Below are 19345 nucleotides of genomic sequence, written 5' to 3'. Positions count from 1 at the left end.
CCTTTTGAATTACCCGAGATATGTCATATTTTATCATATTTACAAGAAAAAGAAGAACGCAAAATAACCGCAATTGTCGAATTTCGGCTAACCGCAACAAAAAAGCACGGGTTTTTCAAACACCCGTGCTTTCTTTTAGTGAAAACCGACTTTGTTTCTTTCCATCCAGCTTCCCCGCTGGCTTTTTCTTTGCTCTCCTGTCATGTCTTTCACCATGGTTTCAATATGGTGATTCCCTTCTTGGTGCCATTGAAGGGCTGAAGATACATATAATTCTCCCAGCTGTGCAAAGGAAAAGCCTTCTGTAAGTTTTGCGGCGTTTTTTATTTCTCCTTCACTCAAAAAGATGCCAAAGCCTCTCATTTTCATATATTCCAGCCGCAACTCTTCATCCGGAAGCCCGATTTCATAGGCACGGTCAAATCGCCCTGCACGATTCATCAAACCTGGATCGATCTCTTCGGGATAGTTTGTCGTACCGATGAGAAATAGCCCCTCTTTTGATGTCGCGCCGTCCAGCGTATTGAGAAAAAAGGACCGCACATCTTCCGGCATCGAATCTATATCCTCGATGACCAGAACTGCAGGAGCGAGGCGTCTCGCTGCCTGAAAGACTTCTTCTATTGTCTCGCTCGACGTAAATTCAGTAATTTGCCAATAAGCAACAGGTGCATCGATACTGCCTGCGATCGACTTCACTAACGTCGTCTTTCCGTTTCCAGGAGGTCCATATAACAGAATGCCGCGCTTGTAAGGGATGTCATATGTTTGATAAAACGATTTATCACTATGAAAAAACTGATCAATTGATCTGTATATCTCTTTTTTCAATAGCGGATTCATGATGACTTGACTCCGCTGAACCTCTCTGACAATGGCTTCCTGCTCTCTTGAAATCCCTCCATCTCCATCCGTAAACACGGTCACTTTCCGCTTGCTTTTTTCCCAAAGACGCGGTCTGACTCCCTCCAGAAATGCACGCATCTTTTCATCGTTAACCGCAAACAGACAATCAAAACTCATAATGCTCCCATCTTGAAAATATGGAATTCTGGCAAAAGCAACTCCCTTTTCAGGATACGCGTATACACTGTTTCTTATAGACTTATGGACGGTATAATCCGGTTCTTTCTCATCTTCATCGTAAGCAAAGGTTTTCTTTTCAAGCTTTTCAAATATATATGCCACATGCTCAGGCTCCAATGAACCGCTGCGGACATCTTCTACAAGAAGCTCCCAGTATTCCGTATTTGGATCATCACTGGCATAGAGCTCATAGAATACACCGTATTGATCATAAAGCGTTTCTTCAATCCGTGTGATAAGGTAACCGAAAGTGCCGTAGCCCGCCGCAGCTCTTTCATTCTCTTTTTCTTCGTACTGATAAATGAAAGGTATGTTAGTCATGTTTATACTCCATTTCATGTATTGTGAACGTTATATATACGATTGACATAGCATTTTGTTTCATCCCACAGCATATTACTTGTGAATTCATAACCGTTGATATAGGATTTCATTGCACCATTTATTTTTACATATGGAGGAGATCATAATGAGCCAATCCAATCAAATTGTCAGCCATTTTTTATCCCATCGAAACGTGACCAATGAGCTTGCCGAAAAAATCAGCAAAGACCATTACAGCTACAAACCGGCAGAAACATCAATGTCAGCAGAAGAGCTGGTCAAACACATTCTTACGTCTTTCCACTTGTTCGCAAATGTCATTAAGGAAGGCAATGCCTCACCATTTCAAAACAAGCAGGAAGAAACAGAAACAGATCTCAATGTTCTGGCAAAAACATATACAGAAAAAACGGTCGCTATCCTTGAACAGCTGACTGAAGAGCAGCTGAACAGAGAAATTGATCTGACATCCGCTTTCGGCAGAAAAGTCACAGGCCGCGCGCTGCTTCAGCTTGCAATGGAGCATGAAATTCACCATAAAGGCAACCTGTTCGTGTATGTGCGGGAAATGGGCCACACTGAGCTTCCTTTCTATCAGCAGCGCATGTAGCGTAAACAAGAAAAAAGATACCTGTTAAGAGGTATCTTTTTTTTTGCGCCTTTAGTACTTCTCGATTTCGTCCAGACACTCATTATAGGGCAAATGAATAGAGATATTGAGCATACCAAAATTTCAAGCAGCTAACGTGCAAAAATTCAAAAAATTTAATTGATTAACGCGTCCTAATCATATATAATCTGATAAAAATAGTCGGGTTTTCAGGAGGCCTTTATCATGAGTGTAAGCATCATATTGATGGGTTTGTTTGTCGGAGCCTTAGTCGGATTGACGGGAGTGGGTGGAGCGGCCTTATTAACTCCCCTTTTAATTGTGCTTGGAATTAATCCTTCCATCGCGGTCGGTACAGATCTTGTATATAACTCGATCACAAAGCTGTTTGGCGTTGCCTCCCATTGGCGGCAGAAAACGATTAACTTTAAATTGGTAAAATACTTAGCCATCGGCAGTATTCCGAGTGCTTCGCTAGCCATTGGCATATTGCATTTGTTCCCCGCCTTTCACCAGCATCAGGAAGAAATTATTAAGCACGCTCTAGGATATGTGTTAACGCTGGTTGCCATTTCAATCATCGTTCGTTTGTTTTTGGATAGAAAACTTCGTCCCAACCGCTGGCAGCTGATGCCGCTTGAAAATAAGAGGGCTCTGACAATTCTTATTGGTGTTGTGTTTGGGTTTATCGTCGGATTAACATCAATCGGTTCCGGCTCATTATTTGCAATTGCCATGATTTACTTATTTAACATGAAAGCGTCACAGATTGTCGGAACCGATATCGCGCATGCATTTCTTCTTGTTACGGCAGCAGGCATTTTGAACGCAAGCTTCGGAAGCGTGGATTACATGCTGGCAGCTAATCTGCTCATTGGTTCAATTCCCGGCGTGCTGATCGGAAGCCATCTTTCGCCTCGATTCTCCCCGCGTCCACTGCAATTTATTATGGCGTCCATTATTTTAGTCAGCGGTTTAAAATTGATTTAATGAAGAAGGCTATCCGCTTGAAGGATAGCCTTTTCTTATTATAGCGTCACACCCGATTTAAAAATGGCGAGTTCTCTGAAATCATTTTTTTCATGGTTCACAAGCTGGCCGCTTGCCACCTCAATCATATAGTGGATAAACTCACGCAGCACATATTCCTCATGAACATCATCCTCTGCTAAAAGGCCTGCGTTAAAATCAATCCAATGCGGCTTCGCCTCATACAGCTCGGTGTTTGTCGCTACTTTCACCGTCGGGACAAAGGTGCCAAACGGCGTGCCTCTTCCCGTTGTAAAGAGGACAATTTGGCAGCCGGCAGCCGCCAATGCGGAGGAGGCGATCAAATCATTGCCTGGCGCGCTCAAAAGCGTCAGCCCTCTTGTCTTGAGCACTTCCCCGTATTTCAAGACATCCGTGACAGGAGAACTCCCCGCTTTTTGCGTACAGCCCAGCGATTTATCCTCAAGTGTAGAAATGCCGCCCGCTTTGTTGCCCGGTGAAGGATTTTCGTACACCGGCTGATCATGTTTGATAAAATATTGTTTAAAATCATTGATTAATTGGACTATCTTATGAAACACTTCTTCATTGGCAGCCCGCTGCATCAGGATGGTTTCTGCGCCGAACATTTCCGGTACTTCCGTCAGCACAGTACTCCCTCCCTGTGCAATGAGATAATCTGAAAAACGTCCAAGCAGCGGGTTTGCGGTTATGCCGGAAAAACCGTCCGAACCTCCGCATTTCAGCCCGATCTTCAGTTCAGACAGCGGAATGTCTTCTCTCTTATCTCCTTTGGCCGCTTCATGAATTTCCATCAGCAAAGCAACGCCTGCCTCCATTTCGTCGGTCACCGACTGGGATTCCAGAAACTTCACCCGCTTCAAGTTCACATCTTGCAGTGCTTCCTTCATTCTTGCCAGCTCATTGTTTTCACAGCCAAGCCCTAACACCAAGACGCCGCCGGCATTTGGATGGCGAATGGCATTCAGCAGGATCTGCTTCGTATTTTCATGATCATCGCCAAGCTGCGAGCATCCGTATTGATGCTTTAACACCAGTACGTTATCAAATGGAGCAATATCCCCTGTTTCTCTGACAAAACGCTGCAGTATTTTTTCTGCTATTCCATTGACACAGCCGACAGTTGGGACAATCCACAATTCATTCCGTACACCCGCATCTCCGTTTTCTCTTCTAAAACCTTTAAACGTCCGGTTCTCATTAGAATACGGATTTTCATCAAATCTCGGTGTATAGCTGTATGATTGGATATCAGACAGGTTTGTTTTCGTATTATGGACATGAATATGCTCTCCGATCGAGATATCTTGTGATGCATGACCGATTGGAAACCCGTATTTAATGATGCTGTCGTTTTCTTTGATAGACTGCAATGCAATCTTATGGCCTCTTTTTATATCATCCTTTACTTCAATCGACACGCCGTCCGCATGCAGCCTCTCTCCCTTTTGGATATCCCGCAGAGCAAGAAGGACATTATCTTGCTTATGAATCTTTATAAACGACTTCAACGTACCTCTCCCCCTTGTATGCAGTATTGTTCAAGAGCCCGCTGCATGCCCAGCTCATGAATATGATTCAAGTAAACAGCGACTCTATCAGTCAGCCTCGGTATCTCATTGAGATCTGCCCCCCACAGCCGCTGTTCGCCTAACACTCTTGATGCAATCCGAAGCATGTCGCCCTCCTCCTGACACCAAACCTCTTTGAAAAATTGAAGCACTGCCGGATCATCCTGCAATGTCTCATTATTATGATAAAAATACAGAAGAGCGCTGAAAGAAAACACCAAGCGTTCTGGAAGCTGTCCCTTTTGTTCAGCATATTCCTTAAGAGTCGGCAGGTTTCTCGTTTTGAATTTGGAAATGGCGTTCAATGCAATGCTTTCCAGGTAATGCTTAATATACGGGTTTTTAAAACGGTTCAGCACATCGTCAGCATACTGAGAAAGACCTTCCATTTTTAAAACAGGAAGAATTTCGTCGTCAATCAGCTCTCTTATAAATCGCCCAACTTCCGGATGCTCGACAGCATCCCTAACAGTTTTTAAGCCGTATAATAAAGCCACTGGCGTCATTGCTGTATGAGCGCCATTTAAAATTCTTACTTTTTTAGTCCGGTATGGGGTGAGGTCGCTGACGATCTTTGTATGGAGCCCTGCAGCCGCAAAGGGAAGTTCTTTTCCAATCCAATCAGGCCCCTCGATAACCCATAAATAATATTGCTCTCCCACAACTATCAAATCATCCTGATAGCCAAGATCCGCCGTGATCTCATCAATGCTGTCGACGGGAAAACCCGGAACAATCCGGTCTACTAAACTATTACAAAATGTATTGGCCTCATGAATCCACTGTGTAAATCCTTCCTCCAGCTTCCACAGACCTGCATAATGAAGAACCGTTTCCTTCAGCTTTTCGCCGTTGTTCTCAATCAGTTCACATGGGATTAGGACACACCCTTTTGTCTGATCTCCTTTAAAAGCCTGATAGCGGAAGTAGAGAAATGCAGTTAATTTCCCAGGGAATGTTTTTTGCGGCCTATCCTCTAAACGATCTTTTTCATCACATACAATCCCAGCCTCAGTGGTGTTGGAGATAATAAACCGAAGCCTTTCGCTTGATGCCAATTCTTTGTATGCTTCATAATCAGAAAACAGGTCAATTCCCCGGCTGATTGAGTTGATAATCATATGCTCGTTTACCGCTTCTCCGTCTTTCATTCCTTGTAAAAAAAGCGTATATAATCCATCTTGCTGATTTAATCGTTTGATTTTTTCTGAGCCTCTTGGCTGGACAACTGCCACGCTCCCATTAAAATTAGCGTGTTGATTCAATTGATCAATCTGCCAATCAACAAATCCCCGAAGAAAGTTTCCTTCTCCGAATTGGAGAATTTTTTCTGGATACCGAGTATAGTGATCGTACACATTTTTATTCAGTTTCTGCATCCTTATTGCCTCCCTCTTTTTATGCACACGTTAACATTTTTCTTTATAAAAGAATGCCCGCTGAAAAACGGGGCATCACGTCGTCAATCGTCTGACTGAATCACGCACCATGAATTCTGTGTTTTCCAAGATTTTTTCTGCTTTTGTTTCGGGCTCGCTGATCAGAGACAAGAGTTTTTGCGCACCGAGCACGCTGATTTTCTCCACTGGGCGCTTTACTGTTGTAAGTCTTGGCGTGATGTACTGTGAAAACCCAATATCATCAAACCCGATCACCGAAACATCATCAGGAACGCGCAGGCCCTTTGCGAATATCGCATTCATCGCTCCGATTGCCATGTCATCATTCGAACAAAAAACAGCGGTTGGAGGATTCGGCAGCGCCAGCAGCCGCTCCATCGCTTGAAAGCCGCTTTCCATATCGTACTGTCCTTTGACACTGTATTCATGCTTGATCGGAATATGATGTTGAATCAGTGCAGATAAGTAGCCTTCCTTTCGCTGCTGGGAGGATTTAAAGCCTTCGATCCCCTCGATGATGGCGATGTCTTGATGGCCGGACTGAATGAAGTATTCTACAGCTTCTTGAGAGCCTTCCTTGTCATTAGACAAAATATTCGTGATGGTGCGATCATCAATATCACGATTCAGCACGACAAGCGGAATATTTTTTTCGCGAATATGGTAAATGAAAGAATTATCAATGTCACTTTGGCTCATTAAAATGATGCCGTCATATCTCATCGGTGTAACGGAGTCATAGTGTTTCAGATCATCAATGCCCCGCACATACAGATTGTAATCCTCACTTATGGCTTGATTGACGCCTTTGATTGTGTCCGCAAAGAAGCTGTGTGAGGTTCCGTTTGTAATGCTTGTAAAGAACAGCCCGATCGTATGCGACTTTTGCATCGCCAGGCTTTTCGCATTTACATTTGGTGTATAGTTGAGCTGCTCTGCTAGCTCTAATATTTTTTTCTTCGTATGTTCTTTGATGTAAGGGCTGTTGTTGAGTGCTCTGGAAACGGTTGTGTGGGATACGTTTGCGAGTTTTGCGATATCTTTTATGGTTACCATCTAATTCCCTTCCTTATCATACCGGCTGCGATTATTTACTGTATATTGTATCATCAAACATACCGCCTCTCCCACTGTATTTCCAGATTAATAAGACACAGGATTCTCCGCTCCTGTTCCCGCTGGCTTGCCAATGATTGGACGGACAAAACGAATCACAGCAAGTGAAGCGAAGACAGCCAGCCCTCCGGCAAGCAAAAATGCTCCAGAAAACGTGCCTGTTTGGTCAACAATAAATCCGGTTAAAGCCGGACCGATAATTCCTGCCGTGTTGGCGAGGAAATGCATGAAGCCGCCAACAGAACCGACATTGTTTTGATCAACCACATCTTGAATGACAGCCCAATAGATAGCACCGGTCAAATAAAGAAAGAACACTGACAGAGCGACAAGAGTGACAGCCCCCGCAGTCGTTGCCACAAGCCCGGCAAAACCAATCAGGACAGCTGATGAAAACAAACACGTGACAAGCACAACCTTGCGCGAGAACAGCACACCTTTTCGGGCCGTTTTTTTGTACACATAGTCAGAAACAAATCCCCCCGCAGCCAGCCCGATAAAGCCTAAAATCCAAGGTATGACCGTGATGACACTCATCGATTCAACACTTAATCCCCGCTCGTCGACTAGATAGCTCGGAAACCACGTCAAAAAGAAGAAGAGGATGTAGTTGTAAGCGAAAAAAGCGAACGCCGTGAACAGGACCGTTTTTTGCTTCAGGTAAAAGGTAAGCGGAATTTTTTCTCCGGGAGACGTTTCTGCTTTGATTGCCGGTGCTTCCTTGATCGTCTCTTGCGGCTTTTCTTTGACAAACTTGAACCAGAGCACTGCCCATATCAATCCAATAATCATAATGAGAACGAAGGATACCTTCCAGCTGAACGCCACTGCGATCATGCCGACTATCGGGCCGGAAATGGCTCCCCCGAGCGGCGTGCCGCTGTTGGTTACACCGATAACAGACGCCCGCTGGGTCGGCGGGAACCAGTTGTTCACCATCTTGTTGATGGTCGCCGAAAGCGGGCCTTCTCCCATTCCGAAGAGAATGCGTATAATCAGCAGACTGACAAAGCCAAAAGCAAGGGCGACTGCTCCGCTAAACAGCGACCAAACAACCATCGCGACAAACAAGGTCAGCTTTGCCCCATAGCGGTCGGATGCCACGCCCCCAAGAAAGTTAAAAATCGCATAACCAATCGAAAAACTGCTGAAAATCAAGCCCATTTGCGTTGCAGACAATGTGAGATCATCCTGAATAAAAGGAGCTGCAATGGAAAGCGCCGAGCGATCCAGGTAATTAATCACCCCTGCCAGGAACAAAAAAAGGATAACGGGAAGCTTATCTTTTGAAAACATCTCAACCTCACCCCTATGTTGGTTCAGTTTCTGTTGCATCGCTTTCGTTACACACCTGAATAAGCCATAAATCCTCCATCGACAGGAACGGTGATCCCAGTGACAAAACCGGAATAGGATTCATCCGCCAGCCAAAGAAGCGTACCGAGCAAATCCTCGGGTTTTCCGAAGCGCTTCATCGGTGTTCCCGCAATAATTTTGTGAGATCGGCTGGTGAACGTTCCGTCTTGGTTGATCAGCAGATCATGATTTTGTTTTGTCAGAAAGAAGCCTGGGGCAATCGCATTGACCCGCAGCCCGGTTTCTGCAAAATGAACAGCCATCCACATCGTAAAATTATTGATCGATGCTTTGGCGGCACTGTATGCCGGAACCTTCGTCATAGGTGAATAAGCACTCATCGAAGAAAGATTGATAATCGCCGGTGAATCGGCTTTCAGCAGCTCTTTTCCAAACACTTGCGAGGCCAGAAACGCACCGGTGAAATTGGTGGAGAATACAGTTAGAAAGCCCCTCTCATCCATATCAAAAAAGGATTGGCCTTCTCCCGCTTCTTCATATGTCTCCACATCGGTTATCGCGGCAGGATGATTGCCGCCAGCCCCGTTAATTAACAGATCAACAGCGCCAAATTGGCCAAGGATGTCTTCCTTTGCCCGCTCCAGTGACATCCTGTCCAGCACATCCGCAGCAACAGCGCACGCTGTGCCGCCAGCCGCCGTTATCTCCTTCTCGACCGCTTGGCCTTTTTCAGCCGTCCGATTCAAAATCGCCACCTTCATGCCATGACGGGCTAGCTCCCGGGCCATCGCAGAGCAAAGCACGCCGCTGCCGCCAGTGATGACAGCCGTTTTACCAGCCAGGTTCTCATGCAGCGGGATCATACGCCCACCTCTTTTTTTGCCATTGCTTCATAGGCGTCCCACAGCCCGTTCAAATACATGATGCCAAGTGCCCGATCGTATAAGCCATATCCCGGGCGGCATTGCTCGCCCCAAAGATGGCGCCCATGATCCGGTCTGACATATCCTTCGTAATCCTGCTTATGCAGTTCTTCCATCACGCCTTGAATGTTGATTGAACCATCCTTTGTTAAATGAGATGTTTCAATAAAATCACCATTCTCATAAATTTTCACATTGCGAATATGTGAAAATGGAGCGATGCCGGCATACGTTTTAGCGATCTCCACCATGTCGTTAGCGGGATTGGCTCCCATTGAACCTGTACAAAGGGTGATACAATTAGACGGTGAATCTGATATCGCCCGCAGTTTCTTATAACTTGCCTCTCCTGTGATAATGCGCGGCAGTCCGAAAATCGGCCACGGCGGGTCATCCGGATGAATGGCCATTTGAACACCATAGGCCTCAGCAACAGGAAGAATTTCCTGCAAAAAGAATGATAAATTGTCCCATAGCTTTTCTTCATCGACCGTTCTGTAGGCAGCAAAAAGCTCTTTGATCCGAGCCAATTTTTCGGGCTCCCACCCCGGCAGTGTCATGTCAGATGCATCCTCCACCGTCCGAATCAGCTCTTGAGGATCAAGGCTTTCCACCTTGGCCTTTTCAAAAAACAGAGCGGTCGATCCATCTTCTAGCGGCCGGAACATGTCCGTGCGTGTCCAGTCAAAAACCGGCATAAAATTATAGCAGATCACTTTCACGCCAAATCCGGCAAGGTTGCGGATCGTTTGCTTGTAGTTTTCAATATACCGGCTGCGTTCTTCGTTCCCAAGTTTAATTGCTTCGTGAACATTCACGCTTTCTACAACTTCAGCATGAAAACCATAGGATTGAATATATTCGGTCTCGGCTCTGATTTCTTCTTTTTCCCACACGTCGCCGACAGGCTTTTGATGGAGAGCCCAAACGATGCCTTTGACACCGGGAATTTGCTTCACGTATTCAAGTGTGACTGTATCGTTGCCTCGTCCATACCATCGGAATGTTATATTCATGCTCGCACCTCCGGATTCAGTCATTTAATCAAACGTGATGACGGCTTTCCGCACCTGATCTGGATGCTCCTTAATAAACTGAAATGCATGATGAACGTCATCAACTGAAAATGTATGGGTCACCAGCCCGTTATGCACTAACCGGCCTCCATTCAAAAGCTCTACCACTTTTGGAAACTGATTGGTCTGCAATCGCGATCCGGTTATCGTGACTTCTTTTTTTGTAATTGGCAGCTGAGAAATCTGAGCCGCTCTTTCATCAAATCCAAGCACAACCACATGTCCCGCCGGTGACACAGCCTCAATTGAAAGTGCAAAAGTCTCCGGCAGGCAAACAGCATCAATGACCACGTTTGCTCCTTCATTCCCAGTCCATTCAAGGACCCGCTCGGCAACATGTTCTGCTTGGACATTTACAACAGCATCGGCGCCGTTTTCTTTCGCAAATAACAGCCGCTCGTTGTTCAAGTCAGTCATCATGACAGCAGCGCCCGCCAGCTTTGCCATTTTCAACACACAGATCCCGATGGGCCCCGCTCCCTGGATCAGGACGGTATCACCTTTTTCCACTTGGCCTCTCCACACTGCCTGGGCGCCTATCGTATAAGGCTCGGCCATGACTGCTTCCTCCCAAGGCAAGTCCTTTGAGACCGCGTGAAGCTGCCTTTCCGGAAGCACAATATATTCCCGCATGCCTCCGTCCTCATGTACGCCAAATACAGAAAGCTTGGCGCAAACATTCGGCCGCCCTTTGCGGCAGGCATAGCACGATCCGCAATAAGAAATCGGCTCAATCACCACATGATCACCGGGTTTTAGGCTCTGTACATTCGCACCAACTACCTCCACTTGTCCCGTTACCTCGTGTCCGATAACTCTCGGGAGGGTAGCAAGCGGATTCGTTCCATGATAAATGTGCATGTCTGAACCGCAAATGCCGACTCGCTTGACTTTCACGAGCACTTCATCATCCTTTGAAAGAACTGGCTTCTTCACCTCCGCTGTCACCAGATCATACGCTTTTCGCACTTGAACCGCTTTCATTTTGCTCACCTGCTTTTTAAGAATTCATACACGCTCCGGGCAATAGAAATTCCGTTTTTCTTATTTCTTTCTTCATGCAGCTGCTCGATCTCGCCGGGCACATACACTCTTTCGAATCCAACAGCCGGCGGTGATTGCTGCAGTTCATCAATCATGGCATCCATCTGCTCTAAAAACGTATCCCAGTCAGTAAAAAAGGATGGATTGATCGCGCAAACATAATGCCCCAGCTTTCTTTTTTGATCAAGGCCGCTGTACATTTTGGCAATATGAGGGCCAAAAGCCGCGCCCGCCAGCAATCCGGAAAACACATCCACCATAATCGATAGTCCATAGCCTTTCGGGCCGCCGAATGTTGAAAGTGAGACGACCTTGTCAGGATCAGTTACTGCTTCTCCGTTTTCATCGACTCCCCATCCTTCAGGAATTTCTTTGCCCTCTTCACGGGCCTGCAGAATCTTCCAAAAAGCCACTTTGGATGTCGCCATATCTAGGATAAACGGTTTTTTATGCTTAGCCGGAACACCGTAAGCAATCGGATTTGTCCCTAAAAAAGGAGTCCTCCCCCCAAACGGGACAACGATACTGTCTGTATGCGTCATTGCCATTCCGATCAGCTTTTCGTCAGCCGCTTTTTGCACAAAATAGCTTAGCGCTCCGCAATGGCTGCTGTTTACTGCCGTGACCATGCCGACTCCTTTTTTCTTCGCCATGTCAATTGCATGGTCCATCGCCATGTCGCAATTCACATGACCGAAACCATCGTCTCCGTCAAGCACCCCGGTCACAGGCCCCGTTTCTTTAAAAACAGGCTGTGCCCCAGGATTGATCCCTCCCGCTAAAATCCTGTTCACATAGTGTTCTGTGCGCAGCACGCCATGCGAATGTACATTGCGCAAATCAGCGTGCACGAGAACATCTGCTACTTTTTCAGCATCTCGTTCATTCAAACCGGCACCGGCCAGCTTTTGCCGAACGAGTTCCTTTGCTTCTTCAGCTGCAATTGTTATCGTTTTCAAGTAAGTGCCTCCTTCCTTTTCAGTTTTTTGGGCACTCTCCTAGCGAACCCCCTACAAACACATTTTATTTACAAATTATTTTAAATATTCTCTATATTATATTGTCAGATCTTTTGATGAAGATCCTGAACGATCTGAGCATGCTGCTGGTCTGTGAGTTTATAAAGAAAGCCGATAATGATCATCGCTAATGCCAAAGCAATGGCCGGATACAGAAGAAGCAGCGCTTTGATGCCAATCAGCGCCTGTGCTGTCTGGACTGCATTCGGCACATAGCCGATAATCCCCAAACCGATCCCCGAGAGAAAGCCAGACAAAGATTGAGCAAGCTTTCTTGAGAAATTGAAAAGTGAATATGTCGTTGCTTCCTTCCGTTCACCGGATTTCCATTCGCCATAGTCGATAATATCGGAGACAAGAGCCCACGTGATGCCATTTGGGATACTGATTCCGATAAAGGCGATACTGGCGAGAATTGTAAACATATAAACGTTAGATGGAAGCATAAAGTTGATCAGATCCGCGGCCACACTGATGCCGAAGCCGATCATTGCCGTTCGTTTCTTTCCAAACATCTTGACGAGCTTTGGTAGGAATACGACGCCCAAAAAGGAAGAACCAATAATGATGAAGTTCATATAAGCCATTAATTCAACATTGCCCAAGTTATATTGTGCGAAATAGACGAGCATGGCGGATTTAATGTTGTATGCGGAAATTGAAAAAATCGTCATCAGGACAAGGGTTAATAGCGGTTTATTTGTAATAAATGTTTTGACGACAGATGAGAGTGTTAATTTTTCTTTGGGTGCTTCCGATATGACAATGCGCTCTTTGCAGTTGCGGTAGCAAATATAAAACCAAAACACACCGAGCGCGGCGAATAAGCCCATGACCACCGGGTAGCCGACCTTCGGATTATCAAACTTGACGAGCAGCGGCATCACGGCCACACTTGTAATAAACAAGGCGCCAAGTGATCCGATTTGGCGGAACGTCGAAATGGAGGTCCGGTCCTCAGAATTTTGAGTCATCGCTGCCCCTAATGAGCCGTACGGAATATTCACAAACGAATAGCCGATGCCCCAAATCATATAGGATGCATATGCATATATCAGTTTTCCGGTCGTTGATACATTGGGAGACAGAAAAATAAGAACAGTAAGCACCGCAAGCACGATGCTGCCGATTAATAGATAAGGCCTGAATTTCCCCCGTTTGCCGATGTTTTTGCGATAATCGATTGATGAGCCGACAATTGGATCTGTTATTGCCGCAAACAGCTTACTAACTAAAAAAATGCCGCCGGCCATCGCAGCGGGGATTCCCGCTACATCAGTGAAATACTTCAATAAATAAATCTGGCCGAGATCAAACATAAAACCGTTGCCAAAATCACCAAAACCATAGGACATTTTCTCTTTCAATGAAAGCCTTTTTTCCGTTTCGACCGACACAACCTTATTTGCCAGTTCAGTTCGCATGTTCCACCTCTGTGTCTTAAGAATTTTCGGATACTGATCCGCTCAGCGATGCTAAGCGGACACTTTGTTACACGTTTGCTTTCTCTTCTTGAAATTGGAAGTAGTGTTTCGCATTGTCATAGCAAATCCCCTGAACGATGCTTCCCAGAAGCTCCATATCGCGCGGCACTTCGCCGTTTTCCACCCATTCTCCAATCAAATTGCAGACGATCCGCCTGAAATATTCGTGACGCGTATACGAAAGAAAGCTTCTGGAATCGGTGAGCATGCCGATAAAACGGCTGAAAAGGCCAACATTTGATAACGCTTTCATTTGATCGAGCATCCCGTCTTTAGTATCGTTAAACCACCAGGCTGTGCCGAATTGTATTTTTCCTGGGGTAATACCGTCCTGAAAACTGTTGATCATGCTGGCGATGACATAGTTATCATTTGGATTCAGTGAATATAAAATCGTTTTCGGCAGCTGGTTCTTCATCTCAACTGAGTTCAGCAGCTTGTATAAAGGCTTAGCAATTTCTTCATCGTTCATTGAATCATAGCCTGTATCAGGTCCGAGCCTTTTCATCATTTTTGTATTCGTGTTTCTTAAAGCGTTGATATGAAACTGCATCGCCCAATCAAGCTCCGCATACAAACCGCAAAGAAACTGAAGCGTATATGTCTTAAATTTCTTCTCATCTTCATAAGAAACCTCTGTTCCTTGTAATCTGTCAGAAAAAATCCGTCCAGCTTCTTCTTTTGTTGTTTCGGCAAATACCATTGAATCTATCGCGTGATCAGAAACTCTGCCGCCGGCTGAGTGGAAGAATCGCACTCGTTTTTCCAACGCCTTTAAAAACTCATCATAGGTTGTAATGGATATAGTGGCGGCATCTTCAAGCGCCTGCACCCAGTCAGGAAAGCCTTCACGATTGATCTCAAGTCCTTTATCCGGCCGAAATCCAGGCAGCACGCTGACAGGAAAGTCTTTGTCTTCTCTTAATAATAGATGGTATTCAAGAGAATCGACAGGGTCATCTGTGGTGCACACTACCTTTACATTTGATTTCACGATTAAATCCCTTGCCCCGAAGCCTTCCCCTTTGAGCAGTTCATTTGTCCGTTTCCATATAGCCGGCCCGGACCTCTCGTTTAAAATCTCATAAATGCCAAAAAAACGCTGCAATTCTAAGTGAGTCCAGTTGTAGAGCGGATTGCCAATCGCCATCGGCACGGTTTTTGCCCAAGCCATAAATTTCTCCTCATCAGGCGCATCTCCGGTAATGTATGTCTCCTCAATTCCATTGGCCCTCATGATGCGCCATTTATAATGGTCACCATACAGCCAGGCTTCCGTGATGTTTTGAAATGTCTTATTTTCATAGATTTCTTTCGGATTTAAGTGGCAGTGGTAATCAATAATTGGCATGTCTTTCGCATAATTATGATAGAGGCTGACAGCGGTTTCATTTTTCAATAAAAAGTTTTCGCCCATGAAGGGTTCCATGTCCTCACCGTCTTTCATTCTATTTCAAAATGTTAACGTTAACATTTTGATTTGTATTTATTTTACCTTTATATTCCTCTGGGATCAATCTCTTTTTTGAAAATGAAATGTTAACGTTGGCATATAAACAAAAAAAAGACATTGCCAGAAAGCACTCGGAAAGGAACGCTTTTGGCAATGTCAGATTCATAAAAAGGATTAGTAAGCCAGGCTGAAAAGTCCTTTAATGTGTGTTAAGTAGCGTACGTTACTTGCTTCTTTCATCAAGGAAGCAGGAAGACCTTTAAGCGGTGTAGAATTTGCACCAATGATGGCAACCGCGTCTTTGCGTCCAAGGCTTGCAAGTGTACCAGAGTTTACTGGCTTGAATGTTTCAAGCGTTTTGCCTTCCAGGTAAGCGAATAGGTTGTAACCGATCAGCTCACCCATTTGCCATGCGATTTGTGCAGTTGGCGGGTATGGACGGCCGTCTGCACCGAAGTAAACTGCGCTGTCTCCAGCAACGAATACATCTTCATGAGATGTAGATTGCAGGAAGTCATTTACAGTCGCGCGTCCGCGGTTCACTTCTAGGCCTGATTCACCGACTAATGGGTTACCTTGTACGCCGCCAGTCCAAACAAATGTGTTGGCAACAACTTTAGATCCGTCTTTCAGATCAATTACGTTTCCTTCTACATTTGTAACAGGAAGACCTGTTAAGAACTCAACGCCGCGTTTTTCAAGGCTTGCAGTCGCACGCTCGATAAGATCATCCGGAAGAACAGGAAGGATCTTCGGACCTGCTTCAACAAGTTTTAATTTGATTTCTTTATGGTCTACGCCGTATTTTTTCGCAAGGTTCGGCATGATGTCAGCAAGCTCACCAACAAGCTCAACACCTGTTAAGCCGCCGCCGCCGATAAGAATTGTTGCATCTGCTTCGTTTTTCGTTTTAGAGTACTCGCGCACACGATCTTCAACATGTTGGAAGACTTTGTTCGCATCAGCAGCAGATTTCAATACCATGCTGTTTTCTTCAAGACCTGGGATGCCGAAGTAAGCCGTTACAGAACCAAGACCTACAACAAGCGCATCGTAAGTTAATGTAGAACCGTCAGCAAGCGCAACTTCTTTTTTATCAACAGAGAAAGAGCTTACTTCCGCAATTTTAAGATCAATGTCTTTGCCTTTGAAAAGTTTTTCTAATGGCATTGCAACCGCTTTTTCAGACACGTTGCCTGCAGCAAGGCGGTGTAATTCCGTAATGATTTGGTGAGTAGGGTATTTGTTTACCACTGTCACGCGTGCTTGTTCTTTTGTGTAATGTTTGCGAACTGTTAGAGCAGAAAGAACTCCGCCATAACCAGCGCCTAGAATGACAATATGTTTTGACATCGTATATCCTCCGTCCTTTATATCAATTTGAATCTGAGATTATTTTTGGTTTTCGCGTTCATTCATGACTTCAAGGTAGCTGTTAGCAAAACGGAACAGCTTTTGAGCTTGAGGATCTTTCAGCATGCGAAGAAGGCCGAAAAGTCCAATTGTTTCGGTGCTTGCTTCCGCGCGGTCTTTTGCTTCGATCGCAGTCGCAGCTACTTCTTTCGCTGTTTCTTTTACAGGCTCAAGAATTTCAGTGATCGCACCGACTGTGTCGCTCTTTAACACTTCGTCAGTCGCTACAGACTGAGCGAAATCATAAGACTTCGTTAAAATATTCACTAACTCAGTCAGCTTCGGAAGCTGGTCAACTAAAACAGTCAATGATTCTTGAACTTCTGGCTTTAATAGCTGATCAATAAGATCTTGCTGGCTTTGGCTGACAGACGCATTTGTTTGATCGATTGTTTCTGGCATATCCAATTCTCCTTTACTATAAGCAGTTTGCTGATTTTTTTGGAAAGGGTAGTGCCTCTCCCTGTCTCACGCTTTTAAGGCATAAGAATAAGGATTGTGAATTCGTGCACAATCATTTACAAAAATAAATGTTTACTACCCAGTTTTTCATCTTGCCATATTCAGTATTATTTTTATCTAAAAATAAACAATTGAATAAGTCAAAATCCTTTACTCTCTCTGAAAATAGCAAACACAAAAAACTCCAATTCGATTACCTTCTATATGATAACACTTTTTGAACAAAATTTGAACGTGAATTGCTTCGATTATGAAATTAATTTATATGGAGCTCATGTCATAACGTTTCTGCGGCACTAGTTATTGACAATCCAGCAATTTCTCCCCTTCACTTTACCCATATTTCCAATAGAGGCTCTCTTTTTCCTGTGATCGGATCATTCGCCGGCAACGCCGCCTGCCTAATCTGTTTGACCGCTTCCTCTCGCTCATTCGGCTTTCCCGTCTTCATATCATACTGAATGCCACCGGGATAGGCGCCAAGGACAGTAAAATCGGGGCTTGAGCTGAGCTTTTTATGTCCGACTCCGGCTGGAATCACGACTGCGTCGCCTGATTTGAAAGGGATGGCAGCCCCTTTTTCTCCCCCAAACTGAATCACAGCCTCTCCCCTAAGGGCAATCAGGACTTCATGCGTATTGCTGTGATAATGATGGTATGGAAAAACACTCCCTGACCAGCTGTTTGACCAGCCATGCCGGGTGACGATCCGCTCTGCCAGTCCGGTGTCCTTAAGCGCGTTTTGATACACCACGAGCGGAAAATCAGGGTGATTCGGAATCCTGCCGTCATCCGGAAAGAAGTATGTCTGTGTCTCTCTTTCCATCAATTTCACCTCCCTTTTTTGTCTTCCACATATAGTGGTTTATAAAACATGATGTTTTTCTCATGATTCCATTGATCTGCATGATACCGAATAGTATAGTATAAAAAAATAATGCCAGAATGAGGGATATCATGAAAGCTATCGTTATCGGAATATTGGCTTCACTCTTTTTCGCCGTTACCTTTATATTAAACAGAGCGATGGAGTTATCAGGAGGCAGCTGGCTTTGGAGCTCTTCGCTGCGCTTTATTTTTATGGTGCCGTTTTTATGTTTGATTGTCATCCTGAGAGGGACATTCACGCCTCTCTTACTAGAGATGAGGAAAAAGCCGTTTTATTGGATCAAATGGAGCTTCGTTGGCTTCGTGCTTTTTTACGCGCCGATTACATTTGCGGCTGCATACGGTCCGGGGTGGCTCATAGCCGGAACCTGGCAAATTACCATTGTAGCCGGGGTGCTCTTATCTCCTTTGTTTTATGTCAAACAAGATATGCCGGGCGGTCCGCAGCTCGTTCGCCAAAAGATTCCCCTGGTTTCACTTGGCACTTCCATGATCATCCTGATTGGAGCGGCTCTGATTCAGCTTCAGCATGCAGAGTCGCTTTCTGGGAGGATGCTGCTTTTCAGTGTGCTGCCGGTTGTCATTGCGGCTTTTGCCTATCCGTTAGGAAACAGGAGAATGCTTGAAGAATACGGAGGCCGGCTTGATACATTTCAGCGCGTGCTTGGAATGACATTGGCAAGCCTTCCATTCTGGCTTATATTAGCAGCTTACGGCTGGTGGTCAGATGGCCTTCCATCAGCAAGTCAAACCGTTCAATCCTTTATCGTTGCCATCAGCTCAGGCATCATTGCGACGGTTTTATTTTTCTGGGCCACTGATATGGTAAGAGACAATCCGCAAAAACTCGCAGCTGTTGAAGCCACTCAATCCGGTGAAGTGATTTTCGCGCTGCTTGGTGAAATTGTTCTGCTGTCAGGCGTTTTCCCATCTCTTTTATCATTTGCCGGTTTATTCATTATAATAGCGGGGATGATGTTACATACCTTCGCTTCACAGCCGAGAAAACCGAAAAAGAAAGCACAGTCAAATCTGACTGCGTAGCATCTGCAGGAGAATGGGTGAAAGCCTGTTCTCCTTTATTTGTGCTACCAAAAGGGATCTGTTTCACGTTATAGTTAAATATAATGTCAGCCTACTTATATTGA

17 protein-coding genes are annotated in these 19345 nt (G+C 45.1%); 3 read left to right on the top strand and 14 right to left on the bottom strand.

What is annotated here, in order from left to right; translation table 11 throughout:
- Positions 1–135 precede the first annotated feature (135 nt).
- The gene (gene yjoB, locus NYE49_RS06790) at positions 136–1407 is read right to left on the bottom strand and encodes an ATPase YjoB (RefSeq protein ID WP_015383418.1); all 1272 of its coding nucleotides are present in this window, start codon (positions 1405–1407) and stop codon (positions 136–138) included.
- A gap of 148 nt (positions 1408–1555) precedes the next feature.
- Here yjoB and NYE49_RS06785 point away from each other — a divergent pair, with 148 nt between their 5' ends.
- Positions 1556–2020: a DinB family protein gene (locus NYE49_RS06785; protein ID WP_047182478.1), complete on the top strand. Its 465-nt coding sequence runs from the start codon at positions 1556–1558 to the stop codon at positions 2018–2020.
- Between the two features lie 225 nt (positions 2021–2245).
- On the top strand, positions 2246–3010 hold the full coding sequence (locus NYE49_RS06780; protein ID WP_014476525.1) for a sulfite exporter TauE/SafE family protein: 765 nt from the start codon (positions 2246–2248) through the stop codon (positions 3008–3010).
- A 38-nt stretch (positions 3011–3048) separates the two neighbouring features.
- Here the strand turns inward: NYE49_RS06780 and NYE49_RS06775 are convergent, their stop codons facing one another.
- The 13 genes from NYE49_RS06775 to NYE49_RS06715 all read right to left on the bottom strand — a co-directional run bounded on the left by NYE49_RS06775 (position 3049) and on the right by NYE49_RS06715 (position 18135).
- Positions 3049–4542, bottom strand: coding sequence for an altronate dehydratase family protein (locus NYE49_RS06775; RefSeq protein WP_047182477.1), 1494 nt, complete (start codon positions 4540–4542; stop codon positions 3049–3051).
- Positions 4539–5981, bottom strand: coding sequence for a tagaturonate reductase (locus tag NYE49_RS06770; RefSeq protein ID WP_047182476.1), 1443 nt, complete (start codon positions 5979–5981; stop codon positions 4539–4541). The genes NYE49_RS06775 and NYE49_RS06770 overlap by 4 nt, the downstream gene beginning before the upstream one ends.
- 75 nt (positions 5982–6056) lie before the next feature.
- Positions 6057–7058: a LacI family DNA-binding transcriptional regulator gene (locus tag NYE49_RS06765; protein WP_047182475.1), complete on the bottom strand. Its 1002-nt coding sequence runs from the start codon at positions 7056–7058 to the stop codon at positions 6057–6059.
- 87 nt (positions 7059–7145) lie between these two features.
- On the bottom strand, positions 7146–8414 hold the full coding sequence (locus NYE49_RS06760) for an MFS transporter (protein WP_047182474.1): 1269 nt from the start codon (positions 8412–8414) through the stop codon (positions 7146–7148).
- A gap of 47 nt (positions 8415–8461) precedes the next feature.
- The gene (locus tag NYE49_RS06755) at positions 8462–9298 is read right to left on the bottom strand and encodes an SDR family oxidoreductase (RefSeq protein WP_015383413.1); all 837 of its coding nucleotides are present in this window, start codon (positions 9296–9298) and stop codon (positions 8462–8464) included.
- Positions 9295–10374, bottom strand: a complete 1080-nt coding sequence (uxuA, locus tag NYE49_RS06750) for a mannonate dehydratase (protein ID WP_047182473.1) — start codon at positions 10372–10374, stop codon at positions 9295–9297. Before uxuA ends, NYE49_RS06755 begins: the two co-directional genes overlap by 4 nt.
- Positions 10375–10398: 24 nt before the next feature.
- Positions 10399–11418 carry a zinc-binding alcohol dehydrogenase family protein gene (locus tag NYE49_RS06745; protein ID WP_047182472.1) on the bottom strand — a complete coding sequence of 340 codons (1020 nt, stop codon included), beginning with the start codon at positions 11416–11418 and terminating at the stop codon, positions 10399–10401.
- Positions 11419–11423: 5 nt separating this feature from the next.
- Complete coding sequence (allD, locus tag NYE49_RS06740; protein WP_047182471.1) at positions 11424–12437, bottom strand: ureidoglycolate dehydrogenase; 1014 nt, start codon at positions 12435–12437, stop codon at positions 11424–11426.
- A 104-nt stretch (positions 12438–12541) separates the two neighbouring features.
- Positions 12542–13921, bottom strand: coding sequence for an MFS transporter (locus NYE49_RS06735; RefSeq protein ID WP_047182470.1), 1380 nt, complete (start codon positions 13919–13921; stop codon positions 12542–12544).
- 67 nt (positions 13922–13988) lie between these two features.
- Positions 13989–15410 carry a glucuronate isomerase gene (uxaC, locus tag NYE49_RS06730; RefSeq protein WP_047182469.1) on the bottom strand — a complete coding sequence of 474 codons (1422 nt, stop codon included), beginning with the start codon at positions 15408–15410 and terminating at the stop codon, positions 13989–13991.
- 198 nt (positions 15411–15608) lie between these two features.
- A complete protein-coding gene (locus NYE49_RS06725; protein WP_015383407.1) occupies positions 15609–16787 on the bottom strand; it encodes an NAD(P)/FAD-dependent oxidoreductase in 1179 nt (392 codons plus the stop codon).
- 39 nt (positions 16788–16826) lie between these two features.
- Positions 16827–17249, bottom strand: coding sequence for a DUF1641 domain-containing protein (locus NYE49_RS06720; RefSeq protein WP_047182468.1), 423 nt, complete (start codon positions 17247–17249; stop codon positions 16827–16829).
- A 388-nt stretch (positions 17250–17637) separates the two neighbouring features.
- Entirely contained in the window at positions 17638–18135 is a 498-nt protein-coding gene (locus NYE49_RS06715; protein WP_015383406.1) for a cupin domain-containing protein, read from the bottom strand.
- A gap of 131 nt (positions 18136–18266) precedes the next feature.
- Between NYE49_RS06715 and NYE49_RS06710 the strand changes: the two genes are divergently transcribed.
- On the top strand, positions 18267–19241 hold the full coding sequence (locus NYE49_RS06710; protein WP_015483113.1) for a multidrug resistance efflux transporter family protein: 975 nt from the start codon (positions 18267–18269) through the stop codon (positions 19239–19241).
- Positions 19242–19345 lie beyond the last annotated feature (104 nt).

The sequence above is a fragment of the Bacillus sp. FSL L8-0358 genome, assembly GCF_038593095.1.
Lineage (GTDB): Bacteria > Bacillota > Bacilli > Bacillales > Bacillaceae > Bacillus > Bacillus subtilis.
The sequence above is the reverse complement of the archived record's forward strand: the minus strand, read 5'-3'. Positions and strand labels throughout refer to the sequence as shown.